Source organism: Sulfitobacter sp. F26169L (genome assembly GCF_026410285.1).
Lineage (GTDB): Bacteria > Pseudomonadota > Alphaproteobacteria > Rhodobacterales > Rhodobacteraceae > Sulfitobacter.
This window is the reverse complement of sequence record NZ_JAPMLP010000017.1, coordinates 1-24,699: the sequence shown is the minus strand read 5'-3', so window position 1 is coordinate 24,699 and position 24,699 is coordinate 1. Positions and strand designations below refer to the sequence as shown.

The following is a 24,699-nucleotide window of genomic DNA, read 5'->3' as shown; positions in this document are numbered from 1 at the left end:
CCGGCAAGCCGGAACCTTTGAAGGGCGATTTGACAGGCTGGTGGTCGCGGCGAATTTCTCAGGAAGATCGAATGGTCTACCGGGTCAGTGGAGCTGGCGATCGCCAAAGCCTAGAGATTGCGCAACTGCGGTTCCATTACTGAATTTCCTGTCTGTTGCTTCATGGAGATGGTTGTGAACAGAGCGGGGGCGTAGCCATAGCTCTATAGCTTCTCGCCAGTTTTGCTTTCGTGCCATTCGCGTATGCGCATGCATAGAAGGCCGACCAAAGGTGCTTCGAATAAGGGAATAATCGCATCGTCTGGCGTAAACGAAGGTGCTTCGTACTGGTCCATCGACCATGTACCGATAATCTCTCCGTCACGGGTCACGACTGAGCCATCATCGCAGAGATTGATCGGATAGATCAAAGCTCCATCAGACGGGACGCCGTAGCGCTGCCACGCTTCTCGAAGCGAGTCTCCCGTCAGCTGCGTTGGAGGATCAAGCGGCGGCAACTCGGGCTTCGGCTCGCGCTTCCCGGTTTTCCTTCGTTGTTTCCCCTGCCGCCAAGGTGGTGAAGGGTTTTCAGCTGCGCGCTCCATTTGCCGACGAAGGTTTCCCTCGTCAAAAGCCCCGCCTGAACTGATCTGATCCTGAAAGACAGCAGCGTAGCCGATAATCTCTGGCATCCGTCCCTCGCTCGCAGGGATGCTTGGGATCGATGTGTTGAACTTTGGGGCGAAGGAACGAATGGCCGTGCTTTCCCTTTCGTGCATCTCGTCAGGTGGGCAGGGTGCCAGAGCGAGAGACCACGGCAGTGAGACGTCAGAAACACGGTGGTAGAAACGGCCCAAGCTATCAATTGGTCGCTCCGTCAGGTCCCATGACTGCCCTATGTAGACAATCTCCTCCGCGCAGCCGATCAAGTAAACGCCGCTTCTCTGCTTAAGCCCAGTGTAAAGAGCATTCAGATCTCGATGTGGATTGCGGACAAAGACCTGCCGTCTCCATGCCAGGAATTGTTTATGGTTATTCAGCATCTATGCCTATTGTCAGTCAGTCTGTGATCATCTTTCGTAATTTGTCTTAATAACTCAATTCCCATTTCCGCCACATACCCACAAACCCACATCTTTTCATTTATGGGTCACGGTGGGTCTTGCCGGATGGGTAGCCAATGATGGTGCCTATGGCCGGATCAACAATTTTCTCAATGTCTTCTTGCAGGCCTTGCGTCCGGATCATTGCAAAAATACGAATTTCTGCGTCCGGGCAGACAGCCCGAATGAGTTCCGCGCAAGCAAAGCTTGTCCGTCCCATGGTCAGAACATCATCCACGATGGTGATCTTGTTCGGCACGAAGAACGGTCTCTCCGCCTCGATGCTTTCCAGGTGAATAGGGACAAGTGGTCTTTCCGCCGCCGGTGAATTTGACGAACGCGGTATAGCCCTCGTTCTTTTCAGATAGGTTTGTACATCTTGGCCGAACCCGTGCTCGTGCAACACGTCGCAGATCACCTTGGCAGGCCAAAGCGCCCCATCGGGGAGTGGCGCCGAGCGCGGTACCGGCACCAAGGTGACATCAGGCCCGAGAAAAGGCCGCAGAGCGTCCGCCTTCGAGTCTTGCAGGTGCGGAACGGTCGAGGCGATGACATTGACCCGGCCAGCCTTGATCGCGCCACAGGCTTTTCGGGAGGTTACAGACAGCTCCGAGCTACCGCGTGGGGAATAGTTGGCGAAGGTGCCATACTCATAGCTCGAAGGCACGAACGCCCCCAGCAGTGTAGTTCGGAATATCGAGCAAGATATCGGGTAGGTCTTCACGGCGCAGGATTTGTGCTCCGTACTCGATGAGCTGTTTCGGCCAAGTTAGGTTCGGATTGGTTGCGACGTTCTCAAGCAGGTAGAGATCGCGGCCAAGCCGGATAGCTTCCCATCCCTGGTGGCGGGTCCCGCTCTTCTCGCTTGCTTCGATCACGATGGTAGCATCGCAGATGAGCGCCATCGTCCGGTTGCGGCGCGGGAAATTCTCGCTCTTGCCTGGATAACCTTCGGGAAACTGGGAAATCGCTAGGTGATCACGCTTGATCTCTTCAAGTAGACCGGCATTCGTGGCCGGGTACGCCTTGGATAAGGGCGTGCCGAGCACAGCTATAGTGCGCCCGCCCTCTTCTATCGCAGTTCTATGCGCCACTGTGTCGATGCCTTCGGCTAGGCCGCTGACGACAATGATACCCTGCTGCACCAAGGCACGAGTGACAGCCTGTGCTCGTTTGATGCCGTCCGGGGTGGCTTTTCTTGAGCCGACAATCGCCACGCGCGAGCCTTCGGTCAAAAGCGCGGTATCACCCGCCGTGTACAACACGTCTGGTGCGTTCTTTTCCTCGACCGGGCCGAATGGCCCAAGGGCTTCTCTCGTTCTCAGCTCTGCATGCATTCTCATCATGCGGTGACGTTTCTTGCGCCGCCGCCCTCCCCTTTGTTTTTAAGCCACAAATCCCGCCTGCGCAATATTTCACACAAACCCACATTTGTGCTTTTGTTCATTTGCGGGTTATGCCCGCATCCTCTTCCAATTCTTGCGTGCGCTGTTCAATGAAGGCTTGGAGTTCACCTACCATTTTCCGATCCGTCGCACTGCACGCCGTTTTGAATCGCGTGTGCAGGCTCGCCGGAAGATCAAGGCTCAGGCGCTTGGTCGGCTCATCCGGCATGGTCTTCGCGACCGGCTTGTCTGCCCGTGTTGTGTCATGCCCTGCCCCACCACGTTCAAACGCGAGGATTTGGTCATCCGTTGGCTGCTGCTTCGGCTTCGGAGCCGCCGAAAATGTCTTCTTCGACATACCGCTCAATCTCTTTCGTTAGTTGGTTGATCTCGCGGGCCGCATTGCTATCGCCAGCCCACTCGAAAATCGTTTGCCCCATGGTCATACCTTCAGCGAAGGCCACCCGTTGCTCGATCTCACTTGCTAGGATTGGCAAACCCGCCTCGGCAGCCATGTTGCGAATATCTCGCCCTATGACAGTTTTCCCTATTTTGCGGGAAACCACAAACCCACATTTGAGGGAAGACTTGAATTCCTGCGCTTCTTTGACTTGACGCACTGTCAGGTCAGATGCCCACGTCGAGAGACCGGACGGTTCGATGGGCAACGCCACAAAGTCCGATGCAACAATACAAGATCGGGCAATCTCCTCCGCGTGCGGCGGGCCGTCGATGATGGTGTGAGTATAGTCTTGGGCAAGCTTTAGCGCGTCCCGCGCCATGTTGGCCCGTGCCATGCTGACAACCTGGAAGGGCGCATCTTCGCGCAGACTTGCCCATGTTGTGGCCGAGCCTTGCTTGTCAGCGTCGATCAGAAGCACCCGGTGGCCTTGGCGTGCCAGACAGCCCGCCACGTTCACCGATAGGGTGGTTTTGCCGACGCCGCCTTTTTGGTTCAGGAAAGATATGATCATGAGTCCACCTCACCACATTCGTGGGAAAGCGTAAAGCCACAAACCCACATTTGTGCGTTTTAATTCTGGTATGCGCCTCGCTTATTGCAGAAGGCCAGAAAGTGCTTATCGGCATCCTTCACGTCGATAGCCTTGTCATGCACCCATGACCGCCACTCGTTTTCCAGCACGTATACGTCCCACCCGGGCGCAAGACGCCGCGCCTCATCATGTGTATCTGGTTTTCTGAACCGCAACGCTAGGAAGGAGGGGGCGATCACCGCCTCAGCCACCTTGGGGCGAAAGACAACATTATCGCTTTCGATGCTCATGGTGTAGTCGGGAAGATGGTCGTGCACCGCGTCATCTTCGATGATCTTCGAAATCAATCGCCTGAATTCTTTCGTGGTTGAGCCTGACCCGCACTTGTCGCGCAAGAGTTCGAGCCCACACTTCCACTTGGGTTGTGCGCCGCAATGCTTACGGGCCAGTTCATAGAGTCGCCGTTCAAGCGGTTTTCGGAGGAAAAAATACTGCTTGTTCAATGTCAGAACATGATTGTTCTCGATGGCATCAAACACCCAATCCGACAGTGTGATCTCGACATCCTGCATCCGACCGTCACGTGTCTCCCGAACGATTTCCGCGGACTCGATCAGGCCGAACACTTTAAAATATTCCTTGCCACCTTGGCGGATATTCGTCTCGATCTGCGTGCCTTGCAGACGCCGCAGCGCATCCTTCAAGAGCTGGTAGCCTTGGCCCGAGGTCTGACGGTTCGTCGCCACCAGCAAATCATGAGCCTTGAACCGCATTGACCGGTTGACTTTGCGGCCTTCATTGAGTGCAGCCATGCACTGACTGATACAGTAGATCAGCACGTCACGGTCATGGACTGTGGCCAGCCCGTAGCGTGACGGTGAGACCTCAATCGAATTATCACCATTCTGGTAGCGTCGCGGTTTCATGTCCGGCTTGGTCGAGAGGGTAAACACAGGATGTTCCATCGAGGCCATGTCGCCCTTCGGCACCGCGTCCACAATGTCGCAAACGAACAGGTCTTTTTGCGGATGCCGGTCCGGCAGGAGCGGGGAGCGTGCATTCGTCATTTCACACACCCTCTGCTCAGCTCACGATTCGTCATTTCACACACCATGACTCACTATCGTCATTTCACACACCGATCGTCAAGATTCGTCATTTCACACACCAACGGCCTGTGGATAACTTTTCTAAGCTATCGTCATTTCACACACCCAGATTCGTCATTTCACACACCAAACTTCGTCATTTCACACACCGGCCTTCTGGAAAACACTATTCGTTTCAAGGTGTTGTTGGGCATTTTCCAAGGTGTAACTCTATTATAACTCTATTTAACTCCCTCAGAACGCGAAACCTTTAACAAAATTCCAACGCACAACTTTCAACTCAGGGGGTTCTGATCGAACCTTCCCCGGTAGAGCTTGCTCTTGAAATACACATTCTGCTTGGCCTTGAGCGGGTTGCGGTTACCCACCAACAGCAGCAGATCATCTGCCTTCATGCCCGTGATTTGCTCAGCCGTCATGAGCTTCTGACGCTGCTCCGAGTAGGAAAAATCACGGCCCTCGTGCGGGGCTTTGCCCTCTCGAATTTGCTGAGAATAGACCGTGCTTTCCCCGAGGTGGCGCGCTGCCCATTCGGCGGTTTCGATATCGTTGAGGTTGAAGACACGCTTGGTGATGCAAGAACCGAAGATCGACCGGGCATCGTTTGGCCCATAGGCCTTTTCGACCTGACCAGTATCCTGGGTAACGAACAGCGCTTCGACACCGGCCCCTGCGGCGACATTGGCGATGTTCATGATCTGCTCCATGCGCCCCATGCGTACGAATTCATCGAGAACCAACAGGATCGGAGCCTTGACCTTGCGCCGCCCGTCCTGGCGCACAACCGTGCCCAGGACAAGGTTGATGAACAGGCGCATAAAGATCGCTTGCTTGTCCACCTGGTCGAGCGGCACCGCGATGAAGAGATCGACCCGATCATCGAGAAGATCATCCATACGGAAGCTGGACCCGGCCAGGAAGTGGCGCATGTTGTCGGACTGCATCCACTCAAAAGCTTTCGAGACCGCTGTTTGAATCGACCCTCGTTCTCTGTCACCTGCGCGCAGGATCGTGGCAGCAGTCTGGGCCGGGCGGTGGCCGACAAGGTCGGCGTTTTCGGCCCAGGCCTCAAGCGTGCCGTCGAGGTTTGCTGACAGAAGCAGATCGGCGACGGCGATCAGATTGCGCCGGTTGGGTTCTTCCTGGGTCACGATCACTTCGATCGCCGCCGCGACCAGCTGGCGGGCCATTTCCGAAAAATGTGCCCCGTCGCCTTGTTCCGGTTTGACCAAGCCGTCCGCAACCAGGGCCACGTCGCGCGCCAGCTCGTGGGGCCGGATGTAGTCGAGCGGGTTGAACTGATCCTTTCCATCCTCGACGAGGCCGAAAGGGTTGAGGACGGCCACCTTACGCCCGAGCTCTTCGCGGTGGCGGCGCGTGACGGCGAAATTTTCGCCCTTGATGTCCAGGACGACGACCGGCCCCTGGTGGTCGAGGATCGCCGGGATCACGGCGCTGACGCCCTTGCCGCCGCGTGTGCCGGAGACAACGAGGTGATGCCCGCCGCGCCATCCCTTCGCATCGTTCTTGACGTAGCGCAGGAGCTTGCCCTTGTGCAGGGCGAGGGGCAGGCCGGTCTTGTTGCGCTTCAGCTGGGCCACGTCACGCGGGTCCATCCATCCCGCTTGCCAGGGGCCGGTGCGGGATTTGCGGTTGCGGCCAATGCGCGGATTGAAGATCGCCACCAGCGGGGTGCTGACAGCGACAGCCACGCCGAAGGCCCCGAGCGCGAAGGAGATCGCCATGGCCTGTTTCTGCGGATCAGAATACCGCGCCAGCCCCTTGAGTCCTTCCCAAATGGCACGGGGGAGGGGCCAGCCAGCGCCCGTCCATGCCTGGACAATCGCCAGTATGTCATTGAGCGGCGCTCTGAGGGGCGTCAGGGCTGTGAGGGCGGCAGCGCACAGGCAGACCCATGCGAGGAGCTTCAGCGGTGTCCTGTGACGCTCTGCGGCGGTTCCGAGGGTGTCAAGGATGGTGGCCATGGCGATGATCGGGAAGGCATAGGTGGTCACCGGGTAGATCGCGACCGCTTGCGGAGCGAGGATCAGGGCGGCAGCGGCCAGGATCACAGCACCGATCATGATCACCCAGTGGCGGGCTTCCAAAACAAAACTCATGACCGGTCCTCTTGCGCGTCAGGAAACAGAATCTGCCAGAGCCCCCGGTCGCGATCCCGCTGGGTGAGGCGGTCTGGCAGGTCGCGCCGCACGATGCTCTGAAGAGCAGGTTCGGCGCTCAAACGGTCGAAGACCAAAGTGCCCAGGAGCCATTTGAGGCGGTCTTCGTCTTTCTTTTCGGAGAGACGCCGCCGGGCATCGAGCGCTGCGATTTGAGCGTCGAGCTGAGCTTTCTTCTCGGCCAGTTCTTTGATCCGGGCGTCGGTCGGGCGGCTTTGGGACATGGGGAAACCTCGGGAATAATCGGGGCGAATGTAGTGGCGGATTGATAGGTTGAAAAGATTTAAATGCGCGCTTATACATTGTCTTCGACAACGTGCGCGTCCTCATGGGGGTAAACCCCCGCGCCGGACGGCTTCCCCCCAAGGCGGCGATGCCGCCTGAACGAGGGTTTCACCCTCGCGCTCCCGACCAGCGCAATCAGGCGCTGGACCCTGTTTGAAGAGAGGCGTCCCAGGCGTGGCGATCTATCATTTCACAGCAAAAGTGATCAGCCGGGCCGGGGGCCGGTCATCGGTCGCAGCCGCCGCCTACCGGACGGCTGGGCGGCTGCGGGATGACCGGCAGGGGTTGGAGCATGATTACAGCCGCAAGGGCGGTGTCGTTCATTCCGAGATCATGGCCCCAGAGAATGCGCCCGACTGGATGCGCGATCGCGACCAGCTCTGGAATGCCGTCGAGGCGGTTGAGAAGCGCCGTGATGCGCAGCTTGCCCGCGAAATCGAAGTGGCCCTTCCCCGCGAGCTCGATCGCGGCGAGCGCCTGGATCTCTTGCGTGGTTTTGTTCAGCGCGAATTTGTCGATCGTGGCATGATCGCGGATGTGGCCATTCACGAGGGCAAGGCCCGTGATGGCCACGATCAGCCCCATGCGCATGTCATGCTGACCATGCGCGAGCTGACCGGCGAGGGGTTCGGGAAGAAGGACCGCAGCTGGAATGCGCCGGACCTTCTGATGGGCTGGCGCGAAGCCTGGGCGCGGGACGCAAACACGGCGCTTGAGCGGGCAGGGCGGTCGGAGCGGATCGACCATCGGTCGCTCGATGTTCAGCGGTCTGAGGCCGAGCAACAGGTCGAGCGGGCGCGCGGGGGCGGGCAGGAAGAGCTGGCGCTTGAGCACGAGAAGAAGGTGGTCGAGCTCAGCCGCGAGCCCGAGCCGAAAATCGGCCCATCGGCCAATGCCCAGGAGAAGCGCGGGATCGTCACCGAGCGCGGCGACGCCTTCCGCGCGACGCAGGCGCGCAATGCACAGCGCCTGGAGCTGGGCTGGCGGCAGTTGGAATTGCGGCTTGAGCTGATGGAGCGGGGGCGCGCCTTCATTGCCACTGCGCGCGAGCGGCTGGATCAGCTTTGGGGCCGCGCCGAGGCGGCGATGTCACGGATCAAGGAGAGGGTTATGGGCGAGGTTGAGAGGCCGCAGGCTAGTGCTGCTGAGCGGGGCGACATGGATGCGCGTCGGGCGGCGGTGTTGGGGCGCGATGTTGATCGACCTGAGGTGCAAGCGCCGGACATCGGGCGGGAGAGGGTTGCGCCTGACGATCCAGACCGAGATCGTCGGGACGCCATCCTTGGGCGTGTGCGCAATATCGGACAGGAGCGGGATGCAGCGGCGGTAGAACGGGACATTGCCGCCCGCGACGACGAGGGCCGTGACCAAGGGCGGCGAGATGACATTCTTGGGCGCGGTCGTGATACTGCGTCCGAGCGCGGGCAGGACCGCGATCGCGACAGAGAACGTTAAGCACAGAGAGGAAAACTGAATGGAAAGTGTGCAGGAAATTATCGCGGAACTTCAGCGGCGTGGACCGATCGACGCCGCTGAATTCTCCCGAATTTCGGGTCCAGTGCCGACCGTATCTTTGGTCCGCGCTGCCCTTGAGAGGATTAGCGGTGAAGAAGGTTGGGGTGGATACCGATACTACTGCAATGTCGTCGAGCGTTGCGGATGCCATCCAGAAGAAGGCGCTTCTGAGGCGTCGATGCTTGCCTATGAGAAAGCACGGCAACTTCTTGTCGCTGGGCCAAAGAACAGAGCTGAGCTGGATGCCATGCTCGACCAGAATGCGCTTTGAACATGCGCGTGGATGATCGTGAACCCTTCGTTTTGCCTGACGGGCGCACGGCCTCAATCAAGTACACGTTCGTAGTGTCACCTGATCGGCCAGGGCTTGGCTGTCATGGGCTGTTTCGGCCCGACGCTGGGAATGTTCTATGGCAGAACGGGGTGGAAGAACCCTGCCTGCTGTTCGGCGGTAGCGCCAATGCTCTCGACGATTTGCGTGAGCATGCAGCCCTTTTGCCCTGCGGACCCGTGCGGCAGAAGGCGCATGAAGCATATCTGAAAGCTCGCAAATATCTTTGGGGTGAGATGGTCGGGCGCACGGTCTCAGTCGAAGGCGGTGGTAATGCCCAGAACAACATCTGGGTTGTCGGCATCGAGGAAAGCTCCACCGTTGAATTCGAGATTATGCTGGCGAGAGAGCAAGTCGGCTGACTTTGCGCGGCAATGCCCCCGACAGTTTTGCCGGGGGCAAGTAGCGCGGCTCTGTGCCTAGCAGTCAGGCAGGTTGTCTAGGTTATTCTGAGAAGTCTTGTCCGCATACGTCCGCAGGTACTTCTTCCCGCCCTCGTTGACGACATGAATATCGGTTCGGTAGCCAGCACGATCGACGAAATAGCTGTGCGTCCTGCTCTCAATGTCGCTGATGGCGTCAGCCTTGGACCGGGGTGACCAGTATTCCCCACCATTACATAGGCGGGTGATATCTCCATCCCGATCTTTGCCCGATGCAGTTACTCTTCGATCAGCCATTTTTGAATGTCCTTCTACATGAAGTATGAATCGCAACAAGAGGCACACAATAGCAGGTTATTAGTTGGAACAAAAGGAAAACGCCTCGGCGGCTCCTTTTTGAAGCGCCCTTTAATGGGTGTGATCCCGGCAGCGTGCCGGTCTCGCTTTGAGCGATAGACAGGGCAGGGGATCGACGGGCTGACGCCCGCTCACCTCAACCCTGACAGTTTCCAAGTCCACGTCCCAAGGCCTATTCTTCGGGAGCTGCCTGGCAATCCGACAAGAGAAGCCGTTTGACCTGACCACTCGCCGATGTCACGGGGCGCACCCGCATAAGCAGTTTGTTTCGGGTGCCCGTATTACTGCCGTGAAGCGACCAGGTCAGGTTACCCAGATCACCTGCTGGGAAGTCGCCATCGGGCCTGACAGGCACGACACGTTCCAGCTGGTCAATGAAAGCGCGTCCGTTGCGCGACAGAGAATTATACCGGGTCATGTTACCTTGGTACACTGTCAGCCCAGGTGCTTCTTCCCGTGTGTTAACCCAATCCTTGGTAGCGGTGTTGAAGGAAACAAGTGTTTCTCGGGGCCGACCGATGTCGATACGATTGATTGTACCCTCAGGTCCAATTGGTCGATGCGCCGCCTGAAGGCTGCCTTCCAGTTTTTCAGCGAGGTCGTCGAGATCAACCGGAGTTTTCTGCAGTGGAGGAGGCTCACGTCTCTCATACAAACTGCGGAGATGAGGCGTTTCTGGCTCTGCATCCAGAAAACCAGTTGCTCTCTTGAACGCCACTTTCAGGAAGTCATAAAATGGCGCTGCGGTAAGGGCTACCGCTGCTGCGGTCGTGGCTGGATTGGCTTCCATTAGGACGATCAGCTCAAAGATGAAACTTCCCTGCCGTGCAGGCTTCATGATTATTGAGGCATTTCTGAGCGCTGTCGCGCGCGAAACTACCTCTCCTGTCATGTAAGCGTGAGTGGCGATATGGACGGCGCGAGAAATGCCATCAATCGATGTTGCTCCGTCATATCCTGGGAGGGAATGATCGTCTGCAAGGCCACCTTGATAGCTTATCCGAATTCGATGTTGGGATAGAGTAGGCATAATGACCTTTCTGCTCAATGTTCAGTATTAAAAGCAAAATCTTCAGGTTGAGAGAAGAGATTTTGTGATCCCGGCAATGTGCCAGTCTCGCTTTGAGCGATAGACAGGGCAGGGGATCGACGGGCTGACGCCCGCTCACCCCATCCCTGACAGTTTCCAAATCCTGGTGATCCGCCTGCCATCCTGTCAGGTCCGAGAAAACCGGCAAGCGCCGCCTGTGGCGTCGGTTCCGGTCGAGAATTCCGGTTCCTCCCACGCGCAGGCGCGCGGTTCCCTCCCAAATTCACGCCCTCCACCCGGTTGTCACGGCCCCGCCAGGCCGCAGGACGGGCTTTGCCCTTACCTGCTCTGCCGTTCGGAATGCATGGGCATTCCAAACAACAGAACAGGAAGGCCCGCCCATTGGCGGAAAGGGGAGCAGACCCGGACCGCGTCACGCGAAGGAGGGTCACAAATGACCGCAGAGAAGTTTGACGTTTATTCCCATGTCACCAATCAGATCATCGTGCAGATCGAGGCGGGAACGCCGCCCTGGCGCAAGCCGTGGACCGGCGGCGGGGCATCGGTCAGCTTGCCGGAACGGTTCAACGGCGAAGCCTATCGAGGCATCAATATCCTGATGCTTTGGGCGACCGCGATGGCCAAGGACTATACCTCTGCCCGCTGGATGACGTTCAATCAGGCCAAGCAGCTTGGGGGCCATGTCCGCAAGGGCGAGAAATCCGCTACGGTCGTGAAATACGGCACCGTCGAGCGCGAGGACGAGAACGGCGAGGAACGCCAGATCCCCTATGCCAAGGCTTACCGCGTGTTCAATGCCGATCAGATCGAGGGTTTGCCCGCTGAATTTTACATCCTGCCCGATCCGCCCCGCGATCTTGGCACCGTTGCCGATCCCACGTTGGAGGCATTCTTTGCCGCGAGCGGCGCGCAGATCGACAGCACCGAGGAACCGCGCGCCTATTACAACATCAAGACCGACCGCATCCACATGCCGCCGATCGCGACCTTTCACAGGGCCGCAGGGTATTACGGCACCTTGGCGCATGAGCTGACCCACTGGACAGGGGCGACAAAGCGTTTGGACCGTCTGGGCCGGTTCAATGATCGCAAGGCCTATGCGTTCGAGGAGCTGGTCGCGGAAATCGGCAACTGCATGCTTTGCGCACAGATCGGGGTGGAGCCTGAATTCGACCAGAGCGCCGCCTATGTCGAGGGGTGGCTTGCCGCGATGAAGGAAGACAGCCGCGCAATATTCCGCGCTGCGTCCGAGGCGCAGAAGGCCGTGGATTACATCATGGAGCGCACCGCGCAGGCCGACCGGATGGCCGCCGAGTAACAGCCCGCACCGCCGAAATGATCGAGGCCCCCGTCAACAGGCGGGGGCTTTGTTCCGTTGTGATCTGATCCTGGACGGGGACGGTTTCAGGGTGACCTGTCGACAGGCAGCCTAGAGGCCACCCGCCGACAGGCCCGGCGCTTCGCGCGGACGGGCATGAATGCCCGGACACCTGAAGTCGTATAGTGACAGAGTGCCCCCTTGAGATAGGATAAAAAAATCGCTCCTAGCGATCTTGTATCGCACAAAGAAGATCCTATCTATGTCTTATCGGTATGCCGCGCTTCGGTTCGGTTCGGAATAAAATCGCTGTACTTAGGGTCGGTTCACCGATCCGTGGAGGGGCTAGTTCCCTCTGACGCCTACCCCCCAAGCGGCCCCTGTGGCGGCGGCGGGGCGGCGGCCCCCCGGGCGACCCCGGGGGGCCAGCATAAGGGATAAGGACGGTCTCTCCGTTCCTCGCGCTGGTGGCGACACCCTTCCGCAATCCTGCGGCAGGGCCAGCAGAGGAGGCCATAACATGGCTTACGACACCGACGAGATCAGCCAGCGTGGGACACGCGAGACAAAACGGAAGCGCAAGCCGACGTGGAAGTCTCGCCTGTTAAAGGGCGCATTCTGGGTAGCCTGGGGGATGGGGAAACTCTTTGACCTCATCGAATGGCTGTCCCGGTTGTCCGGCGACTAACCGCGCGACCCTTAATGTTCGCATTTGGCGAAAGGAGGACCGAGAATGCTAGGTGAGGCACTGAGATTGATCCGGGTCTTCCATGACCTGAAACAGAACGAGTTGGCAGAACGTCTCGATATTTCCCAATCGCACCTTTCTGATATCGAACGATGCCGGAAAGTGCCAAGTCAGGAAATCGTTGCACGATACGCCGAAGAGTTTGATCTGCCAGTCAGTTCGATCTGGTTTTTTGACGAGAAGCTGACAGAAGGCACGACGCCGGGCGCTATCGAGAAAGCGCGTGGGGTTGTCGCTGACAAGATACTTGATTTTCTGAGGATGATCGAGCGGAAGCGAGCGTCATCATGACGAAGCGCCGCGACAAGTCCTATGCCCTCGATCAATGTGCCCTCTATCGGTGCAGCACACGCAAAAAGTTGTTCAAACTATTACAGACCAGTTCCGAGAAGTTTGCTGAGTTGAAGGCCGCACCCGATCTCTACAAGCCTCTGCGCAAGAAGAAAAAAGACGGAACATTCCGTCCTGTCCTTGCACCACGGGGCGATCTGAAGCGTATTCAACGGCGGATCGGAGAGTTGCTGCTGCGGGTGAAAACTCCGGACTACCTGATGTCGCCAGTGCGCGGTCGCTCGAACATCGACAATGCCGCACGGCATCGCGGTGCAGCAGCGTTCCATCTTCTCGACATCGAAGATTTCTATCCGAGCTGCACAGCCAGCAAGGTAGCATGGTTCTTTGGAAAATATCTCGGGTGCCCTCCCGACGTAGTGAAGGTTCTCCTTGATCTCACAACGCTGAACGGGGTTCTGCCAGCCGGAAGCCCTGCCAGCCCATCGCTGGCCTTTTGGGCCTACGCTGACATGTGGGACGAGATTGATCAGCTGACCCGTGATGCAGGATGCCAGGTTAGCGTGTATGTCGATGACATAACAGTTTCTGGGCAAAGCGTTCCCGGGGTGCTGATCCATGCGATCAAGGAGCGGCTTGCCCACCATGGTCACAGCTTCAAAGCGTCAAAGGAAATCGGACAGATTAATGCGCCGGTCGTCGTGACGGGCGTCGTGGTGCGAGATCGAACGCTTCTCATGCCAAACGTCCAGCATCTGGAGCGTCATAAACTGAGGGCAGAGGTCGCGAAGCTGCCCGAAGGATACGAGAAGGCTCAGAAGATGGCCTCCCTAATAGGGCGTGAAGGTACCGAGCGACAAATCTTGGCGCGCAATAATGTTCACTGATTTTCAATGATGGATTTACATGACGACTGTTTTCTTTTCCTACTGCCACGCTGACGAAGCACTACGAGACCAGCTTGAACGCCAGCTCAGAATCCTTCAGCGTCAAGGCCTGATAGAGACCTGGCACGACCGCCGTATTGAGGCTGGGCAGGACTTCGCCGGTGAGATCGACGCGCACATTGAAGCCGATGAGATCATCCTACTGCTGGTAAGCCCAGATTTTCTAAACTCCGACTATTGTTATGAGATCGAGATGACCCGTGCACTGGAACGGCACAAGGCGGGAGAGGCCATCGTGATCCCGGTCATTTTGCGCGATTGCCTCTGGCATGGCTCACCCTTCGGCAAGTTGATGGCCTCGCCAACGGACGGCCGCCCGGTCACGCAATGGCCGGATATCGACCATGCGTTCCGTCTCGTCGCCGAAGCCGTTCAGGCAGCAGCAAAGCGCATAGGTAATTCACAAGCGGTCACCAGGCCGTCTGCGGCACCCAGCAACATGCAGAATACGCAGTCAGTCAACAGATCGACACCTGATCAAGTGATCCGGTCAAGTAATCTGCGGGTGGCCAAAACGTTCACGGATCGTGATCGTGATGCATTCCAGACTGAGGCGTTTGATTTCATGGCAAAATATTTCGAGAATTCGCTTTCTGAATTGTCTGTTCGTAATCCCGAGATTGACGGGTCGTTCCGCAGGCTTGACGCAAATCGCTTCAGCGCTGTTGCCTATCATAATGGTCAGGCTGCGAGCCGCTGTACCGTATTCATGGGGGGGCGGCATATGGGGGGCATTGCTTACACTGCGACCGAAAATGCAGACACCAACGGGTTCAATGAGAGCCTAACCGTCGAGGCCGATGAGCAAACCCTGTATCTGCGGAGTATGGGGATGGCGCACTTCGGCCAAAACAGAGACCAGAAGCTGACGTTTGAGGGTGCGGCAGAAACTTACTGGCAGATGTTTGTGCAACCACTTCAGTGACAACTGCGGCACCTTCAAAGGTTTCTGTTTTCTGATGTTTTCATCAAGGTTGCGAAACCTGCTTGGCGGGATGACGGAAGATCACGGGCGCGAGGCTAGTCTCGGGATCATTCTCGTTGAGGACAATTTTCCATGACCTAAATACTGCTTCGATGGGTGACCTGTCAGGCTTGGTGCCTGTCAGCGGACAGTTGACTTTGCTCTTCATGGGCCCCCGGGACTGGAATGCGCATAAGCCATAGGCACCGTTCCACATGATGATGTCGCCAATTTCAGGTGAGGCATAGCCTCCCATTTGGATATCCCCAGTGGGGTCGAGCACCAGCTTCCAGTTCTGGCCATACGAGAGGCAGAGGTCAGGTCTGTGCTCCACATAGTGAATACTGAATAGGTCATCGCCTTGGTCATGCATTGTAACGAAACCAAGATCTTCATTGAGTTTGATAACAAGCATGGCCAGTTCAGCCCCTCTGCCAAAGTTGCAGAGACCAATTTCTCCCACTTCGAAGTCGGCCATGGGCTTGAGAGTTGTTGAAAATAGAACTTCCATAAGATCACCTGAACTGGCTGTATACGCGGTCAACCATGCTAAAAACGTAGCGATTAGCCCTTATTCTCGGGCGACAACGGTATTGTACAGGCCATAACTCGACAGGCCTTCATGACTATCAATCCCAGTGTAATTCAATGACGCATCTTCGTATCGGCGGAAGGCGAAGACCGCCTGATTCATCTGTTCTGTGTTGAATACTTTAAGTCGAACCAGGAGATGAAAATCTTGGACTGTCAGGCCGGTGACCGTCCGAAATAGCTCGGGTTCGAGCTTGGTGATCACATCCTGAAGGGTGTTTTCACGGAAATCTGTCAGGTACATGAACGCAGGAATGCGAGTGGCGAACTTGATCAGTTTTTCCTGGACCAACTTTCGAGCAGACTTGTATTCCTTCTCTTCAGCGGAGAGCTCTTTCTTTTCTTTTGGGGTCAGGTCGCGCTCTTTGGCCTTTGCCTTCAGATCTTTGACCTTCTCGCTCTTGTTGATAATGGTCTCAATGACGTTGTCGCCCAAGGCACGCCAGCCTTCGATGCGTTCAACAGCGGCCATCGCTTCAGGGTTATCCATGATCTTGCGAAGGGTTTCGTTATCCACGTTGACCAGCAGGGCGCTTTCCCATTTCCGGGCCAGCAGTGTCGCAGATGTCCCCGCCATTGCGATGTCGAGGATACCGCCCGCGTCAACCTGGTACATGTTCGCGCCGTCATAGGCGAGCACCGGCAGAAACGACACAAGCTCTTTCACTGCGTTCTCAGGGTTCGCTTCGTTGGGGGACAGGCCGATCCCATATTCGGACAACTGCCGCAGGGCACGCGTTGGCGCGAAGTCGAACACAAAGCACACGGGCTTCAGGATTTCTTCTTCATGCGGGTTGTCCCCGTTGGGGTTCTTGATGGACCATGGCGACTGCACCCGGAATGCCGCCTGAAAATATGTCTCGGGAGATTTCAGGTTTCGCAGCATGAGGATGGAGGACCACTGCTTGACCGTGACACCAGTAGTCAGCTTACCGCACGACAAGGTTATGCTCTTGCTATCGAAGCCGCTTCCAATCGCCCGCCGCACTGGAGGAAGGGCCTCAAGCCCTATCCCGGCGCTCGCGCCGGCGGCGCTGATGACCTTGTACTCATGCCAGAACGTGTTCTGGCGCTCGGTCAGTAGGTTTTCCATTGCATGACAGGCTGCCACGTTCGGCAGAAACCAGAACGAGTGTTGCAGGTAAGGCAAAAGCCGTACGTCCGAATAGGGGAACGGTGGTCGCGTTCCAGTCTTCAGGCTATCTACTGCGCCTGGTGCATACTGCCCTCGGATGATGTCCAGCCATTTTTGAACGTCGCTCTTGTGTTTGAACTGCGCTTTGCTTCCGGTCCCCGTGGCGGCAAAGAACTCGTTCAGATCGAACTCGTCAAACTCTCCCGCGCTGGCAATGGCCAGCAGCTCGTCGGGCATTTGATAGGTCAACAGCCGCATCTGCGGCAGGGAACCGTAAGGATTCCACTGGTCTGGGTGAGCGGCTGCAAAGGCAGCTTTTGCCCGTTGCTCATCGGTGTAGGTCCAGTTGAAAATCTGCTCTTCGATGAACTCGCCCGTGGACAGGGCCTTGAATGGCGTCCCTGACAGATAGAGATAGGCCTTTGTCGTGATTGGCAGAAACTCGGTTTCAGGTTCCAGCGGCTCTTGCAGGTCCGCGATCCGGTCCTTCAGCTTTTTGGCGTCTTCAAGCCGGGCTTCCTCGCGGGCGATCTCATCTTCTTCCCCTGCGAACAACTCTTTCGCTGTCTCGCGCCATGCGCCGAAATGGTATTCATCAAAGACGACTAGGTCCCAGTTTTCGGTGTGGAGCCATTCGTTCTTGGCCTTGATGTTGCCGCGTGCATCGCGGCCCAGAAGGTCCTGAAACGAGCCGAAATAGACGACAGGTTTGTTTCGGTCGATCTGTGTCGGGTCGCCACCGGTCTTGACTGACAGATATTGCCAGCCGTCAAAATCTGCGTGGTTTTCCAGATCGCTTTGCCAGGCGTCTTCGACGGCTGGCTTGAAGGTTACCACCAGCACGCGTTTCGCCCCCATCTTCTTGGCGAGCTGATACGAGGTGAAGGTCTTGCCGAAGCGCATTTTGGCGTTCCACAAGAAGCGTGGAACGGCGTGCATGTCCTCTTCCCAGCGGGAATGATAGTAGGCGTGGGTTTGCCTGACGGCCTCTGCCTGTTCACGGCGCATGGGGAAGGTTTGATGGTGCGTGCCGCTGAACCGCAGGCCTGTGCGTAGCTCTGTCAGAGCAGTATGGACATCGGCCAGCGTGCAGCGCATCCATTCCAGGCTTGTGTTCTCGATCCCCCTACGGATCAGTGTGGCGCGCACATCATGGTCAGTAAAAATAGTGCCATCATCGCGTTCAGCGGGTTCGTCCAGCTCGATCCGGAAATTGGTGATCGCTGCTGTGCGCAGCTGTTCAGCTACCCGCCGTTTCACATCCCGTGTGGTCTGGCCGACCTTCAGCAGGCCTTCATGGGTCTCATTCGCGATGGAATACGCATAGATGCGTGGACGCGCTTCCGGCTTTGGGGAGAGGATGTCGTCGATGGTGGGCTTATGCATCGTCTTCAGCACCAAGGTCCATCGCTCGAACTTGAGAGGCTATATATTCCTGTTCTTCCGATGTAATGCCGTATTTCTTGTATAGATCGCCATCGGTCCACACACGATCCCACGATTGCATGGGAACCCATAGGTATGTCGAGTGTGTGGCGTGCTGGGTAATCTTCCTAACGGAAACTAAAAATCTGAAAAACCTTGTTGAATAATAAGACTTTAGGCTCTTCGCCTCTTCCTCTGATGATACTCTGAAGAAGAGAAACGATTGAGTGCATACTGATGGGTCTGGTGCAATAAGTGGTTTTCCTAGAATTTGATGGGGTAAGCCATCGCCTCCATTAAATGCTTGGGGCACAAGTACTTTCCAGCAGTCAATCAGATTTCGACTCTTCTTAACATCGGCGCGTTCGATGTAACCAACATCCCGTTTCATTTTCCTGATATAGTACAAAGGGATATCGCCTTCGGCTTCTTTTTTGTGAAAACCGTCAAAATTTGACGTCCAACCGAACTCCTTATCCCTTGCAAGAATTGAGTTTATTGAATCCTCTTGGTGCGAAAGAACTTTGTGTAAAATGGAAATTGCGCGAGATTCTCTGACAAAAACATCATACTCGTTAAGATCGCGAGCCAATGGGCCTATCACTTCATTCCCGCGCACAGTCGTTACGTTGCACGTACCATTGTGGGATTCATCCCAAAGAAAATAGCAAACACCTGCTTTCACCTCTACGCCGGGGAAAACATCGCTAGCTGCAGGAAAGTCGACCAGCTCTCGTATTCTTTTGTCAGATAGCATAGTTTGCCGGAACTCGGTTAGTCCCAAACCCGATGCCATCCAGCGAGACGGTATGACCATTGATAAATATCTTGGTTGAAGATTTTTTGCTTGATCAACAAATTTCTGATAGATCGGCACGTCCCTTGTGCCGCCATCACTTGCCAACTGATATGGTGGGTTGCCAATTATTACGTCAAACTGCATTTCGTCTCCAAACATCTCGGCAATCAGAGCTTTGATATCGTCTGTGTGTATGAACGCATAAGCGTGGGATTCTCTGTCTTTTCCACGGTCCAGCGTCATTTTGCTGGCCCCGCAGTATTTGCACTTATCTTGCTTGGTCCAAGAGTGCTCTGTCCGTTCGAACCAGATGTTCCCAACTTCGCTGTTGAACCGGCGCGTCACAGAGTGTTTTCCGTTAGCGAATTTCGAACAGTAGACGCTGCGCCGCGCCATTAAGCTTGTTAACTGGGTGGTCCCAATGCCAAAGACTTGCTGGGTCAGTATGTGGTCTACCCGCTCCTGCCGGTTCGGAATCTCGCTTTCCAACCCCATGATCAGTCGTTTTGTGACTTCCCGCAGGAACACACCTGACTTTGTGAAGGGATCGAGGAATTTGACAGTCTGGTCAGCCCAGATATCTGCGCCATCATGATCTGCCGCCCAAGCTGCCGCCACGGTGTCCAGCATCCGGTTGGCGAATTCCGGCGGGGTGAACACCTCATCGTTCGATAGGTTCGCGATACAGGTCAGGACATCCGGGTTGCGCCCGCGTAGGGCAAAGCCCTCTTCAATATTCATGCGGCCTCCTGCGGGTTGTCGCCCCGTGCGGCCAGATCACGAACGGTCATCGGCGGGTAGGTCTTCGTGGGCGTGAAAATCTCGTGCTTGCCCAAGTGAGAGAACAAGGTTCCTTCGGCGCTGAACGCTGACGAGCCTGTCAGCACGTCCAGCCTAAAATCCCGCCGCTGGAACTTGCCCTTGCCCAGATAGCCCCACTCGGAAAAGGTGATCGGTGCGCCGTCATGCCCTTTCATCGACAGGGCATCGCCCTGGATCAGATTCAGTGACAGCACATGGGAGGCGGCCCCATACAGATCATCAGCTTCGTCGATCCGCAGGTAATCGGCCAGCACTTCGAGCATGTTGGCGCGGCATTCGATGATGTTGTCTTCCAGAAGTTCGATGCCGTAAGCGCACATAAGGGCAAGCAGCGCGTATTGCCGCTTTTCAAACTCAGATTTCCCGAATTTTAATTCGACTGCGCAAAGCTTCCGCTTGAGGACCTTCACAAGGAAATTGCCACTGCCACAGGCAGGTTCCAGAAACCGCGAGTCGATCCGTTCCGACTCTTCTTTCACCAGATCAAGCATAGCATCCACCATCCATTCCGGAGTGAATACTTCGCCATGATCGGCTACACGTTTTTTCGACTTGATTAGGCTCATGGTTTATTCATGTCAGCAGGCAAAGATTTATCCAAGGGCGTATTGATTTATTTGGTGAAAGGCTCGGCGCGATCGGGCCAGCGCGCGCCTCACTCTAGGCGTTCAGCGATCCACATCTTGATCAGTGCCTGACGGGTGATGCCGAGCTTCTGGGCCTGCCGGTCCAGACCTGCGACGACCCAAGTCGGGAAATCCACGTTCACCCGCTTGGCCTCGACATTGAGGCGGCGCGCCTTTGTCCAATCGACATGGGCGGACATGTCTTCGCCCGCCTCAAACCGTTCGTCGAATTCAGTCGCTTTCATAGTGGTCAATCTCCTGCGTGCGAGCGCGGCGCACGGAGATGATCCGCACCCGGTCGCTCCGGTATGTGTAGACAGCCGTCCAGTGCCTGGCCCCAATCATGCCAACCGCCAGAAAGCGTGGCTCATCCGTGACGTTGGCAGGGGCCTCGATCAGATAAGGATCATCCCAGAGGGCCTGGGCCTCATCAAAGTCGATCCCGTGCTTTTCACGGTTCGCGGCGCTTTTGTCGGGGTCATACTCGAACTTCATGAAGGGCAATATATGTTGAAAATGGTATAATTACTATACTTTTCAGCCGACCTACAATGACGAGATTTACTCAGCTAAAAAACAGCAACGCCGCCCGCATGTCCTGAGGACATGCGGGCGGCGTTGCTGGCCAGTCAAGAGGCTTGTGCGAGTCCGTCACGCTATCATCTGAACATCGCCAGCTGCTGAGGCTCCACCCAATAGCCCCGTTGACGCTTGGAGGCTTCCAGGGTGACCAGAGCCGCAACGGCCTGGTTCTCGTCCTCGAACCAATCCATCCGAACCTGACCGCCCTGCCCTATGCGGCCCCATTCGCGGTACAGCGTCCATTCGCCGAACAGGTTCGGCATGACCGCCATCCGGTAGAACCGGGCCATTTTCTGCGCAGGCTGGCGTTTCTCAAGATAGGTCTGCATGGCCGTCACAGGTGATACTTGCGCGCAATTTCGAGGGCTTCGGCCTGTTCGGTACCGATGTATTCTTTGGTGCTTTCAATACTGGCATGGCCGAGCAGCAGTTGGGTCGCGCGTAGGTTGCCGGTTTGCTGGTAAATATGGGTCGGGAAAGTCCGACGCAGCGAATGCAGACCGTAGAGGCTGGGATCGAGGTGGGCCTTTTCCAGCCAGGAGCGGAACAGCCGCCAAAGCTGGCTTTCGCTGAGGTGGGTGTCGGCCCACCGTGCCCCCTGCCCCGTGAACAGCCAGCCGTGCAGCGGCTTTTCAGAGGCGGTGAGATAGGCGCGCAGGCTGTCGCGCGTGTTTGAGGATAGCCGCGCCTGAACCGGACGGGCATTGCGGGCCTCAGTTTTCTTCTGGCGGATTTCGACGATCTCGCGCACCCCGGCCGGGGTGGCTACATCGGCCACCCGCAACCGCACCAGATCCGATCCCCGGAAACTCGTGTCGAGGGCGGTGTTGAACAGTGCCAGATCACGCAAGGCTTTTTCCTGGCGCAGGATCATCCGGATCAGGGATACCTGGTCGGGCGTCAGCGGTGGTTTTTTACCCACGACGCGGCCTTTGTTCCAGGTGGTCTCAACAGCAGCTTTCACGGATAAATCCTTGCGAGGTTATAGCGATATAATACCCGTAAACCTTGCATGACGGAAGTGGGATGTTGTGAGGTGCTGCACTTTTCCCATATTTTCTTGGGTTATCAGGCCGCAGGTCTATGCGAGCTTTTGAAATAAAGCTTGCATAAAGGCTGGAAGGGTTCTGTTGTGACGTCGCCAACTGTGATCAACAAAATTCTCTTTATTTGGAGTCGTGCGGTCGTAAGGTTGCCTATGAAGCCAAGTAGGATAGCAAAATGAAAATTAGGATCAGTCAGTTCATTGATTTTGCGTATGGAGACAAGCGTAAGGATAAGGCTAAAGCCCGAAGCATAATTGACGATTTCAACCTGCCTTATGACCCCATCAAGGATCGCTACAAGCAATTTCGCGAAGCAATGACTGCCCTTGAAGAGCAGAAGATCACGGCCAAACAGTTTCTGAATCTACATTCTAGCGTTTCCGCAAATAAGTCAGCTGGATACAAAGTGCTGTGCCAAAACTACCTTGATCTAAAGGAAGATCATGCGCTTATTTGGCAGGGTCGTAGCCCTATTGAGGCTAATATTTCTGAACTAAACATCACAACAGCTTGGTACTTGCGTACAGAAGAAAACAACCAGAGAAGAATTATCTTCTTACACTTTGGAAAAGAACAATTACCGAGGAAGAAGGAGCGAGGCTTTCTAACCGTACTACGATTGGCGAAGCCGGATTCGGCGGGAGTCGGCATTCTCAATATCCAAGCGGGTACTCTGATAACCGCAACGCGGCTGGATCAAAGCGAAGCTGATTATCTGCATGAACGAGCCGCCAAATTCATAGAACTTGCCAAGGCCATCCAGGCAGGCGGATAGCAGTTTAGTTTGCCCTATCGGTGGGGCGGCAGGGCACTGGGATTTTGACAGCTTTAACAGAAGCTTACACTATTTTTGAAAACGTAAAAATCAGGCTGAGCTGATGGTTTCAAAAAGCCCTTTCAGACCGTTCTGGAACGGATCGAGCGACAGGGCTCGTTCTTCGGCCCAGACAATCCACTCGCTGAGAGGTCTACCTTCAATATCGGCATCACCCTCAATTTGCAGACGGTGGCGTAGCTCTTCGATGAACACCAAAAGCCGCGCGCGCGCACGCCAATTTTCCGCGTGGTCCTGAAACTGGCTCCAACGCCTGTGATCAATCTCTTGTCTTCTTTGGCGCTCACGACGTTCTGCTTGCTCTTGCTCATAGCGGCGATGTCGCTCCTCACGCTCGCGCGCGGCCTCTGCCAAAAGTGGCCCTGCCGCGATAATCGCGCTAACGATATCGGGCAGGATAATCGCCATTTTCTTCTTGGACGTTTCAATCCAGTCGCGACTACGACCATTGACATAAGTATCGAACCTCACGCGCAGGAAACCAGAAGAAACAAGGCCAGTTTGGTGGTGATGTGGAAAGGCGGTCCACTTCCCTGCCCCCTCAATAATCTTTGTCGCCCTCGACATTTTCTCAGCGATTACGCACTTGAGCTCTTGATCGCTGACAAGGAACGTCACCTTGCCTGTAAGCTTGGCTTCGCCGATCTGTCCCCCTTGCTTCTCGATCGCGCGAAACAGGGTGCTTGTCACCCTGAAGCGATATCGGTCACGCGCAGTGAGGTCGCTGATATGACGAAGTGATCCTCCCCAAAAGTCGCGCGACCGTTGCCGGTTTTCCGCTCGACGGCTCTCCTGTAGCTGACGGTGCTCTGCGACCCATGCCTTCACCTTCGGGTGCAGCGCTCGCATATGGTCAAGGCTTTCGTCGTTTTCATCGAAGGGTGTTAGTTCCGCAACGGACTCAGCGTCGCGAGATGGGACGGACGCAGGTACTAGCGGTCTACCACTGCCCCGCGCTGGCTTGATTGAAGGGGAGGTCTTTTGGGGCGGTTCGAATGACGGCAAAGGAGGCATTTCAGGAGCACGGCCAACGGCCTTTTTCTGCCAGTAGCCCAAGGGTGGCGTAGGGATTTGGCGCTTTCGACAAAGAGCGGCCAAGCCTGGCCCGTTCGTCGCGAGTTGGGCACCAAGCTTGCTCATGGGGGTCTGCCAGACCAGTTCGTAAAGTTCTTCGCGAGACATTTCCTCTGCGGGGCGGGTAACGATGTCATTCATGTGAGCCCTTTCTCTCTCGTAAATTCTCCATGAAATTGACTGCCGCCTTCGTACCACCCCTTTACTTGTACTTAATGTTGTACATATAGAGGAAAGCAAAGGAGAGTCGACATGGATGTTATGACCTACTCAGACGCACGAGCTCAACTGAAGGGCGTCATGGATCGAGCGATCCACGACAAGCAGGAAGTTGTCGTGACGCGCAAGAAGGGCGAGTCCGTTGTGGTCGTGTCCTTGGACACTTGGAACGCCGTCAACGAGACGTTGCACCTCTTGTCCACACCGAAAAATGCATCCCGCTTGCGCGCGTCGATCGCGCAACTCGATGCTGGAACTGGCGAAGAGCGTGAGCTGACCGAGTGAAGCTGGTTTTTTCCGATCAGGCGTGGGAAGACTATCAATACTGGGTCAACACCAACGACAAGGTACGCGACCGGATCAACGAGCTGATCAAGCAGTGCAAGCGGACCCCCTTCAAGGGAACCGGCAAGCCGGAACCTTTGAAGGGCGATTTGACAGGCTGGTGGTCGCGGCGAATTTCTCAGGAAGATCGAATGGTCTACCGGGTCAGTGGAGCTGGCGATCGCCAAAGCCTAGAGATTGCGCAACTGCGGTTCCATTACTGAATTTCCTGTCTGTTGCTTCATGGAGATGGTTGTGAACAGAGCGGGGGCGTAGCCAT

30 protein-coding genes are annotated in these 24,699 nt (G+C 56.2%); 12 read left to right on the top strand and 18 right to left on the bottom strand.

Annotated features, from left to right (window positions below; translation table 11 throughout):
* Positions 1–143 (top strand): type II toxin-antitoxin system YoeB family toxin (locus tag OS189_RS18330; protein WP_267168780.1); only part of this gene is annotated, 143 nt, incomplete at its 5' end.
* 60 nt (positions 144–203) lie between these two features.
* On the opposite strand, the gene OS189_RS18325 is transcribed toward OS189_RS18330, so the two are convergent.
* From OS189_RS18325 to OS189_RS18295, 7 genes are all read right to left on the bottom strand, one after another.
* Complete coding sequence (locus OS189_RS18325; protein WP_267168779.1) at positions 204–1,022, bottom strand: GIY-YIG nuclease family protein; 819 nt, start codon at positions 1,020–1,022, stop codon at positions 204–206.
* 100 nt (positions 1,023–1,122) lie between these two features.
* Positions 1,123–1,749, bottom strand: coding sequence for a phosphoribosyltransferase (locus OS189_RS18320; RefSeq protein WP_234973794.1), 627 nt, complete (start codon positions 1,747–1,749; stop codon positions 1,123–1,125).
* Positions 1,733–2,419 (bottom strand): DNA-processing protein DprA, encoded by a 687-nt coding sequence (locus OS189_RS18315; RefSeq protein ID WP_037931693.1) that lies wholly within the window; start codon positions 2,417–2,419, stop codon positions 1,733–1,735. Before OS189_RS18315 ends, OS189_RS18320 begins: the two co-directional genes overlap by 17 nt.
* Before the next feature lie 350 nt (positions 2,420–2,769).
* The gene (gene parA / locus OS189_RS18310; RefSeq protein ID WP_267168778.1) at positions 2,770–3,441 is read right to left on the bottom strand and encodes a ParA family partition ATPase; all 672 of its coding nucleotides are present in this window, start codon (positions 3,439–3,441) and stop codon (positions 2,770–2,772) included.
* Between the two features lie 59 nt (positions 3,442–3,500).
* A complete protein-coding gene (locus OS189_RS18305) occupies positions 3,501–4,529 on the bottom strand; it encodes a replication initiator protein A (protein WP_267168777.1) in 1,029 nt (342 codons plus the stop codon).
* Positions 4,530–4,846: 317 nt separating this feature from the next.
* Positions 4,847–6,691: a type IV secretory system conjugative DNA transfer family protein gene (locus OS189_RS18300; protein WP_267168776.1), complete on the bottom strand. Its 1,845-nt coding sequence runs from the start codon at positions 6,689–6,691 to the stop codon at positions 4,847–4,849.
* Positions 6,688–6,975, bottom strand: a complete 288-nt coding sequence (locus tag OS189_RS18295) for a mobilization protein (RefSeq protein WP_152002698.1) — start codon at positions 6,973–6,975, stop codon at positions 6,688–6,690. The genes OS189_RS18300 and OS189_RS18295 overlap by 4 nt, the downstream gene beginning before the upstream one ends.
* A 214-nt stretch (positions 6,976–7,189) precedes the next feature.
* On the opposite strand from OS189_RS18295, the gene mobQ reads away from it, so the two are divergent.
* The 3 genes from mobQ to OS189_RS18280 are packed head-to-tail and all read left to right on the top strand — an operon-like array spanning position 7,190 to position 9,244.
* Positions 7,190–8,491: a MobQ family relaxase gene (gene mobQ, locus OS189_RS18290; RefSeq protein WP_267168775.1), complete on the top strand. Its 1,302-nt coding sequence runs from the start codon at positions 7,190–7,192 to the stop codon at positions 8,489–8,491.
* Positions 8,492–8,510: 19 nt separating this feature from the next.
* Positions 8,511–8,822, top strand: coding sequence for a hypothetical protein (locus OS189_RS18285; RefSeq protein ID WP_267168774.1), 312 nt, complete (start codon positions 8,511–8,513; stop codon positions 8,820–8,822).
* 2 nt (positions 8,823–8,824) lie between these two features.
* Positions 8,825–9,244, top strand: coding sequence for a hypothetical protein (locus OS189_RS18280; RefSeq protein ID WP_267168773.1), 420 nt, complete (start codon positions 8,825–8,827; stop codon positions 9,242–9,244).
* A gap of 57 nt (positions 9,245–9,301) precedes the next feature.
* Here the strand turns inward: OS189_RS18280 and OS189_RS18745 are convergent, their stop codons facing one another.
* Positions 9,302–9,562, bottom strand: a complete 261-nt coding sequence (locus OS189_RS18745) for a DUF3892 domain-containing protein (RefSeq protein ID WP_194098759.1) — start codon at positions 9,560–9,562, stop codon at positions 9,302–9,304.
* 232 nt (positions 9,563–9,794) lie between these two features.
* Positions 9,795–10,652, bottom strand: coding sequence for a DUF7946 domain-containing protein (locus OS189_RS18275; RefSeq protein ID WP_502226669.1), 858 nt, complete (start codon positions 10,650–10,652; stop codon positions 9,795–9,797).
* A gap of 454 nt (positions 10,653–11,106) precedes the next feature.
* Here OS189_RS18275 and OS189_RS18270 point away from each other — a divergent pair, with 454 nt between their 5' ends.
* The 5 genes from OS189_RS18270 to OS189_RS18250 all read left to right on the top strand — a co-directional run bounded on the left by OS189_RS18270 (position 11,107) and on the right by OS189_RS18250 (position 14,902).
* Positions 11,107–11,991: an ArdC family protein gene (locus OS189_RS18270; RefSeq protein WP_267168771.1), complete on the top strand. Its 885-nt coding sequence runs from the start codon at positions 11,107–11,109 to the stop codon at positions 11,989–11,991.
* A gap of 520 nt (positions 11,992–12,511) precedes the next feature.
* Positions 12,512–12,679 carry a hypothetical protein gene (locus tag OS189_RS18265; RefSeq protein ID WP_156108168.1) on the top strand — a complete coding sequence of 56 codons (168 nt, stop codon included), beginning with the start codon at positions 12,512–12,514 and terminating at the stop codon, positions 12,677–12,679.
* Positions 12,680–12,724: 45 nt separating this feature from the next.
* Positions 12,725–13,030: a helix-turn-helix transcriptional regulator gene (locus OS189_RS18260; protein WP_037240913.1), complete on the top strand. Its 306-nt coding sequence runs from the start codon at positions 12,725–12,727 to the stop codon at positions 13,028–13,030.
* On the top strand, positions 13,027–13,917 hold the full coding sequence (locus OS189_RS18255) for a reverse transcriptase family protein (protein ID WP_037240915.1): 891 nt from the start codon (positions 13,027–13,029) through the stop codon (positions 13,915–13,917). The genes OS189_RS18260 and OS189_RS18255 overlap by 4 nt, the downstream gene beginning before the upstream one ends.
* Before the next feature lie 19 nt (positions 13,918–13,936).
* A complete protein-coding gene (locus OS189_RS18250; RefSeq protein WP_267168770.1) occupies positions 13,937–14,902 on the top strand; it encodes a toll/interleukin-1 receptor domain-containing protein in 966 nt (321 codons plus the stop codon).
* 43 nt (positions 14,903–14,945) lie between these two features.
* Here the strand turns inward: OS189_RS18250 and OS189_RS18245 are convergent, their stop codons facing one another.
* From OS189_RS18245 to OS189_RS18210, 8 genes are all read right to left on the bottom strand, one after another.
* Positions 14,946–15,452, bottom strand: coding sequence for a hypothetical protein (locus OS189_RS18245; protein ID WP_267168769.1), 507 nt, complete (start codon positions 15,450–15,452; stop codon positions 14,946–14,948).
* A gap of 60 nt (positions 15,453–15,512) precedes the next feature.
* Positions 15,513–18,053, bottom strand: coding sequence for a DEAD/DEAH box helicase family protein (locus OS189_RS18240; protein ID WP_267168768.1), 2,541 nt, complete (start codon positions 18,051–18,053; stop codon positions 15,513–15,515).
* Positions 18,046–19,632, bottom strand: coding sequence for an Eco57I restriction-modification methylase domain-containing protein (locus OS189_RS18235; protein ID WP_267168767.1), 1,587 nt, complete (start codon positions 19,630–19,632; stop codon positions 18,046–18,048). Before OS189_RS18235 ends, OS189_RS18240 begins: the two co-directional genes overlap by 8 nt.
* A complete protein-coding gene (locus OS189_RS18230; RefSeq protein WP_267168766.1) occupies positions 19,629–20,279 on the bottom strand; it encodes an N-6 DNA methylase in 651 nt (216 codons plus the stop codon). Before OS189_RS18230 ends, OS189_RS18235 begins: the two co-directional genes overlap by 4 nt.
* An 89-nt stretch (positions 20,280–20,368) precedes the next feature.
* A complete protein-coding gene (gene brnA, locus OS189_RS18225; RefSeq protein ID WP_037931637.1) occupies positions 20,369–20,584 on the bottom strand; it encodes a type II toxin-antitoxin system BrnA family antitoxin in 216 nt (71 codons plus the stop codon).
* On the bottom strand, positions 20,571–20,834 hold the full coding sequence (locus tag OS189_RS18220; RefSeq protein ID WP_152494733.1) for a BrnT family toxin: 264 nt from the start codon (positions 20,832–20,834) through the stop codon (positions 20,571–20,573). Before OS189_RS18220 ends, brnA begins: the two co-directional genes overlap by 14 nt.
* A 164-nt stretch (positions 20,835–20,998) precedes the next feature.
* The gene (locus OS189_RS18215) at positions 20,999–21,250 is read right to left on the bottom strand and encodes a WGR domain-containing protein (protein ID WP_066009070.1); all 252 of its coding nucleotides are present in this window, start codon (positions 21,248–21,250) and stop codon (positions 20,999–21,001) included.
* 5 nt (positions 21,251–21,255) lie between these two features.
* Positions 21,256–21,885, bottom strand: a complete 630-nt coding sequence (locus OS189_RS18210; RefSeq protein WP_267168765.1) for a tyrosine-type recombinase/integrase — start codon at positions 21,883–21,885, stop codon at positions 21,256–21,258.
* 257 nt (positions 21,886–22,142) lie between these two features.
* Here OS189_RS18210 and OS189_RS18205 point away from each other — a divergent pair, with 257 nt between their 5' ends.
* Complete coding sequence (locus OS189_RS18205; RefSeq protein WP_267168764.1) at positions 22,143–22,742, top strand: hypothetical protein; 600 nt, start codon at positions 22,143–22,145, stop codon at positions 22,740–22,742.
* 90 nt (positions 22,743–22,832) lie between these two features.
* On the opposite strand, the gene OS189_RS18200 is transcribed toward OS189_RS18205, so the two are convergent.
* Positions 22,833–24,017 (bottom strand): hypothetical protein, encoded by a 1,185-nt coding sequence (locus tag OS189_RS18200; protein ID WP_267168763.1) that lies wholly within the window; start codon positions 24,015–24,017, stop codon positions 22,833–22,835.
* Between the two features lie 111 nt (positions 24,018–24,128).
* Here OS189_RS18200 and OS189_RS18195 point away from each other — a divergent pair, with 111 nt between their 5' ends.
* Both OS189_RS18195 and OS189_RS18190 read left to right on the top strand, forming a co-directional pair.
* Positions 24,129–24,380: a type II toxin-antitoxin system Phd/YefM family antitoxin gene (locus OS189_RS18195; RefSeq protein WP_036743750.1), complete on the top strand. Its 252-nt coding sequence runs from the start codon at positions 24,129–24,131 to the stop codon at positions 24,378–24,380.
* Positions 24,377–24,643 (top strand): Txe/YoeB family addiction module toxin, encoded by a 267-nt coding sequence (locus OS189_RS18190; protein ID WP_267168762.1) that lies wholly within the window; start codon positions 24,377–24,379, stop codon positions 24,641–24,643. Before OS189_RS18195 ends, OS189_RS18190 begins: the two co-directional genes overlap by 4 nt.
* The last annotated feature ends 56 nt before the right edge of the window (positions 24,644–24,699 follow it).

Bases quoted from the DNA above. Each gene is read 5' to 3' on its own strand.
- OS189_RS18325 (WP_267168779.1), bottom strand. From the start codon at position 1,022: ATGCTGAATAACCATAAACAATTCCTGGCATGGAGACGGCAGGTCTTT.
- OS189_RS18315 (WP_037931693.1), bottom strand. From the start codon at position 2,419: ATGCATGCAGAGCTGAGAACGAGAGAAGCCCTTGGGCCATTCGGCCCG.
- parA (WP_267168778.1), bottom strand. From the start codon at position 3,441: ATGATCATATCTTTCCTGAACCAAAAAGGCGGCGTCGGCAAAACCACC.
- OS189_RS18305 (WP_267168777.1), bottom strand. From the start codon at position 4,529: ATGACGAATGCACGCTCCCCGCTCCTGCCGGACCGGCATCCGCAAAAA.
- OS189_RS18300 (WP_267168776.1), bottom strand. From the start codon at position 6,691: ATGAGTTTTGTTTTGGAAGCCCGCCACTGGGTGATCATGATCGGTGCT.
- OS189_RS18295 (WP_152002698.1), bottom strand. From the start codon at position 6,975: ATGTCCCAAAGCCGCCCGACCGACGCCCGGATCAAAGAACTGGCCGAG.
- OS189_RS18285 (WP_267168774.1), top strand. From the start codon at position 8,511: ATGGAAAGTGTGCAGGAAATTATCGCGGAACTTCAGCGGCGTGGACCG.
- OS189_RS18280 (WP_267168773.1), top strand. From the start codon at position 8,825: ATGCGCGTGGATGATCGTGAACCCTTCGTTTTGCCTGACGGGCGCACG.
- OS189_RS18745 (WP_194098759.1), bottom strand. From the start codon at position 9,562: ATGGCTGATCGAAGAGTAACTGCATCGGGCAAAGATCGGGATGGAGAT.
- OS189_RS18275 (WP_502226669.1), bottom strand. From the start codon at position 10,652: ATGCCTACTCTATCCCAACATCGAATTCGGATAAGCTATCAAGGTGGC.
- OS189_RS18270 (WP_267168771.1), top strand. From the start codon at position 11,107: ATGACCGCAGAGAAGTTTGACGTTTATTCCCATGTCACCAATCAGATC.
- OS189_RS18265 (WP_156108168.1), top strand. From the start codon at position 12,512: ATGGCTTACGACACCGACGAGATCAGCCAGCGTGGGACACGCGAGACA.
- OS189_RS18260 (WP_037240913.1), top strand. From the start codon at position 12,725: ATGCTAGGTGAGGCACTGAGATTGATCCGGGTCTTCCATGACCTGAAA.
- OS189_RS18255 (WP_037240915.1), top strand. From the start codon at position 13,027: ATGACGAAGCGCCGCGACAAGTCCTATGCCCTCGATCAATGTGCCCTC.
- OS189_RS18250 (WP_267168770.1), top strand. From the start codon at position 13,937: ATGACGACTGTTTTCTTTTCCTACTGCCACGCTGACGAAGCACTACGA.
- OS189_RS18245 (WP_267168769.1), bottom strand. From the start codon at position 15,452: ATGGAAGTTCTATTTTCAACAACTCTCAAGCCCATGGCCGACTTCGAA.
- OS189_RS18240 (WP_267168768.1), bottom strand. From the start codon at position 18,053: ATGCATAAGCCCACCATCGACGACATCCTCTCCCCAAAGCCGGAAGCG.
- OS189_RS18235 (WP_267168767.1), bottom strand. From the start codon at position 19,632: ATGAATATTGAAGAGGGCTTTGCCCTACGCGGGCGCAACCCGGATGTC.
- OS189_RS18230 (WP_267168766.1), bottom strand. From the start codon at position 20,279: ATGAGCCTAATCAAGTCGAAAAAACGTGTAGCCGATCATGGCGAAGTA.
- brnA (WP_037931637.1), bottom strand. From the start codon at position 20,584: ATGAAAGCGACTGAATTCGACGAACGGTTTGAGGCGGGCGAAGACATG.
- OS189_RS18220 (WP_152494733.1), bottom strand. From the start codon at position 20,834: ATGAAGTTCGAGTATGACCCCGACAAAAGCGCCGCGAACCGTGAAAAG.
- OS189_RS18215 (WP_066009070.1), bottom strand. From the start codon at position 21,250: ATGCAGACCTATCTTGAGAAACGCCAGCCTGCGCAGAAAATGGCCCGG.
- OS189_RS18205 (WP_267168764.1), top strand. From the start codon at position 22,143: ATGAAAATTAGGATCAGTCAGTTCATTGATTTTGCGTATGGAGACAAG.
- OS189_RS18200 (WP_267168763.1), bottom strand. From the start codon at position 24,017: ATGAATGACATCGTTACCCGCCCCGCAGAGGAAATGTCTCGCGAAGAA.
- OS189_RS18195 (WP_036743750.1), top strand. From the start codon at position 24,129: ATGGATGTTATGACCTACTCAGACGCACGAGCTCAACTGAAGGGCGTC.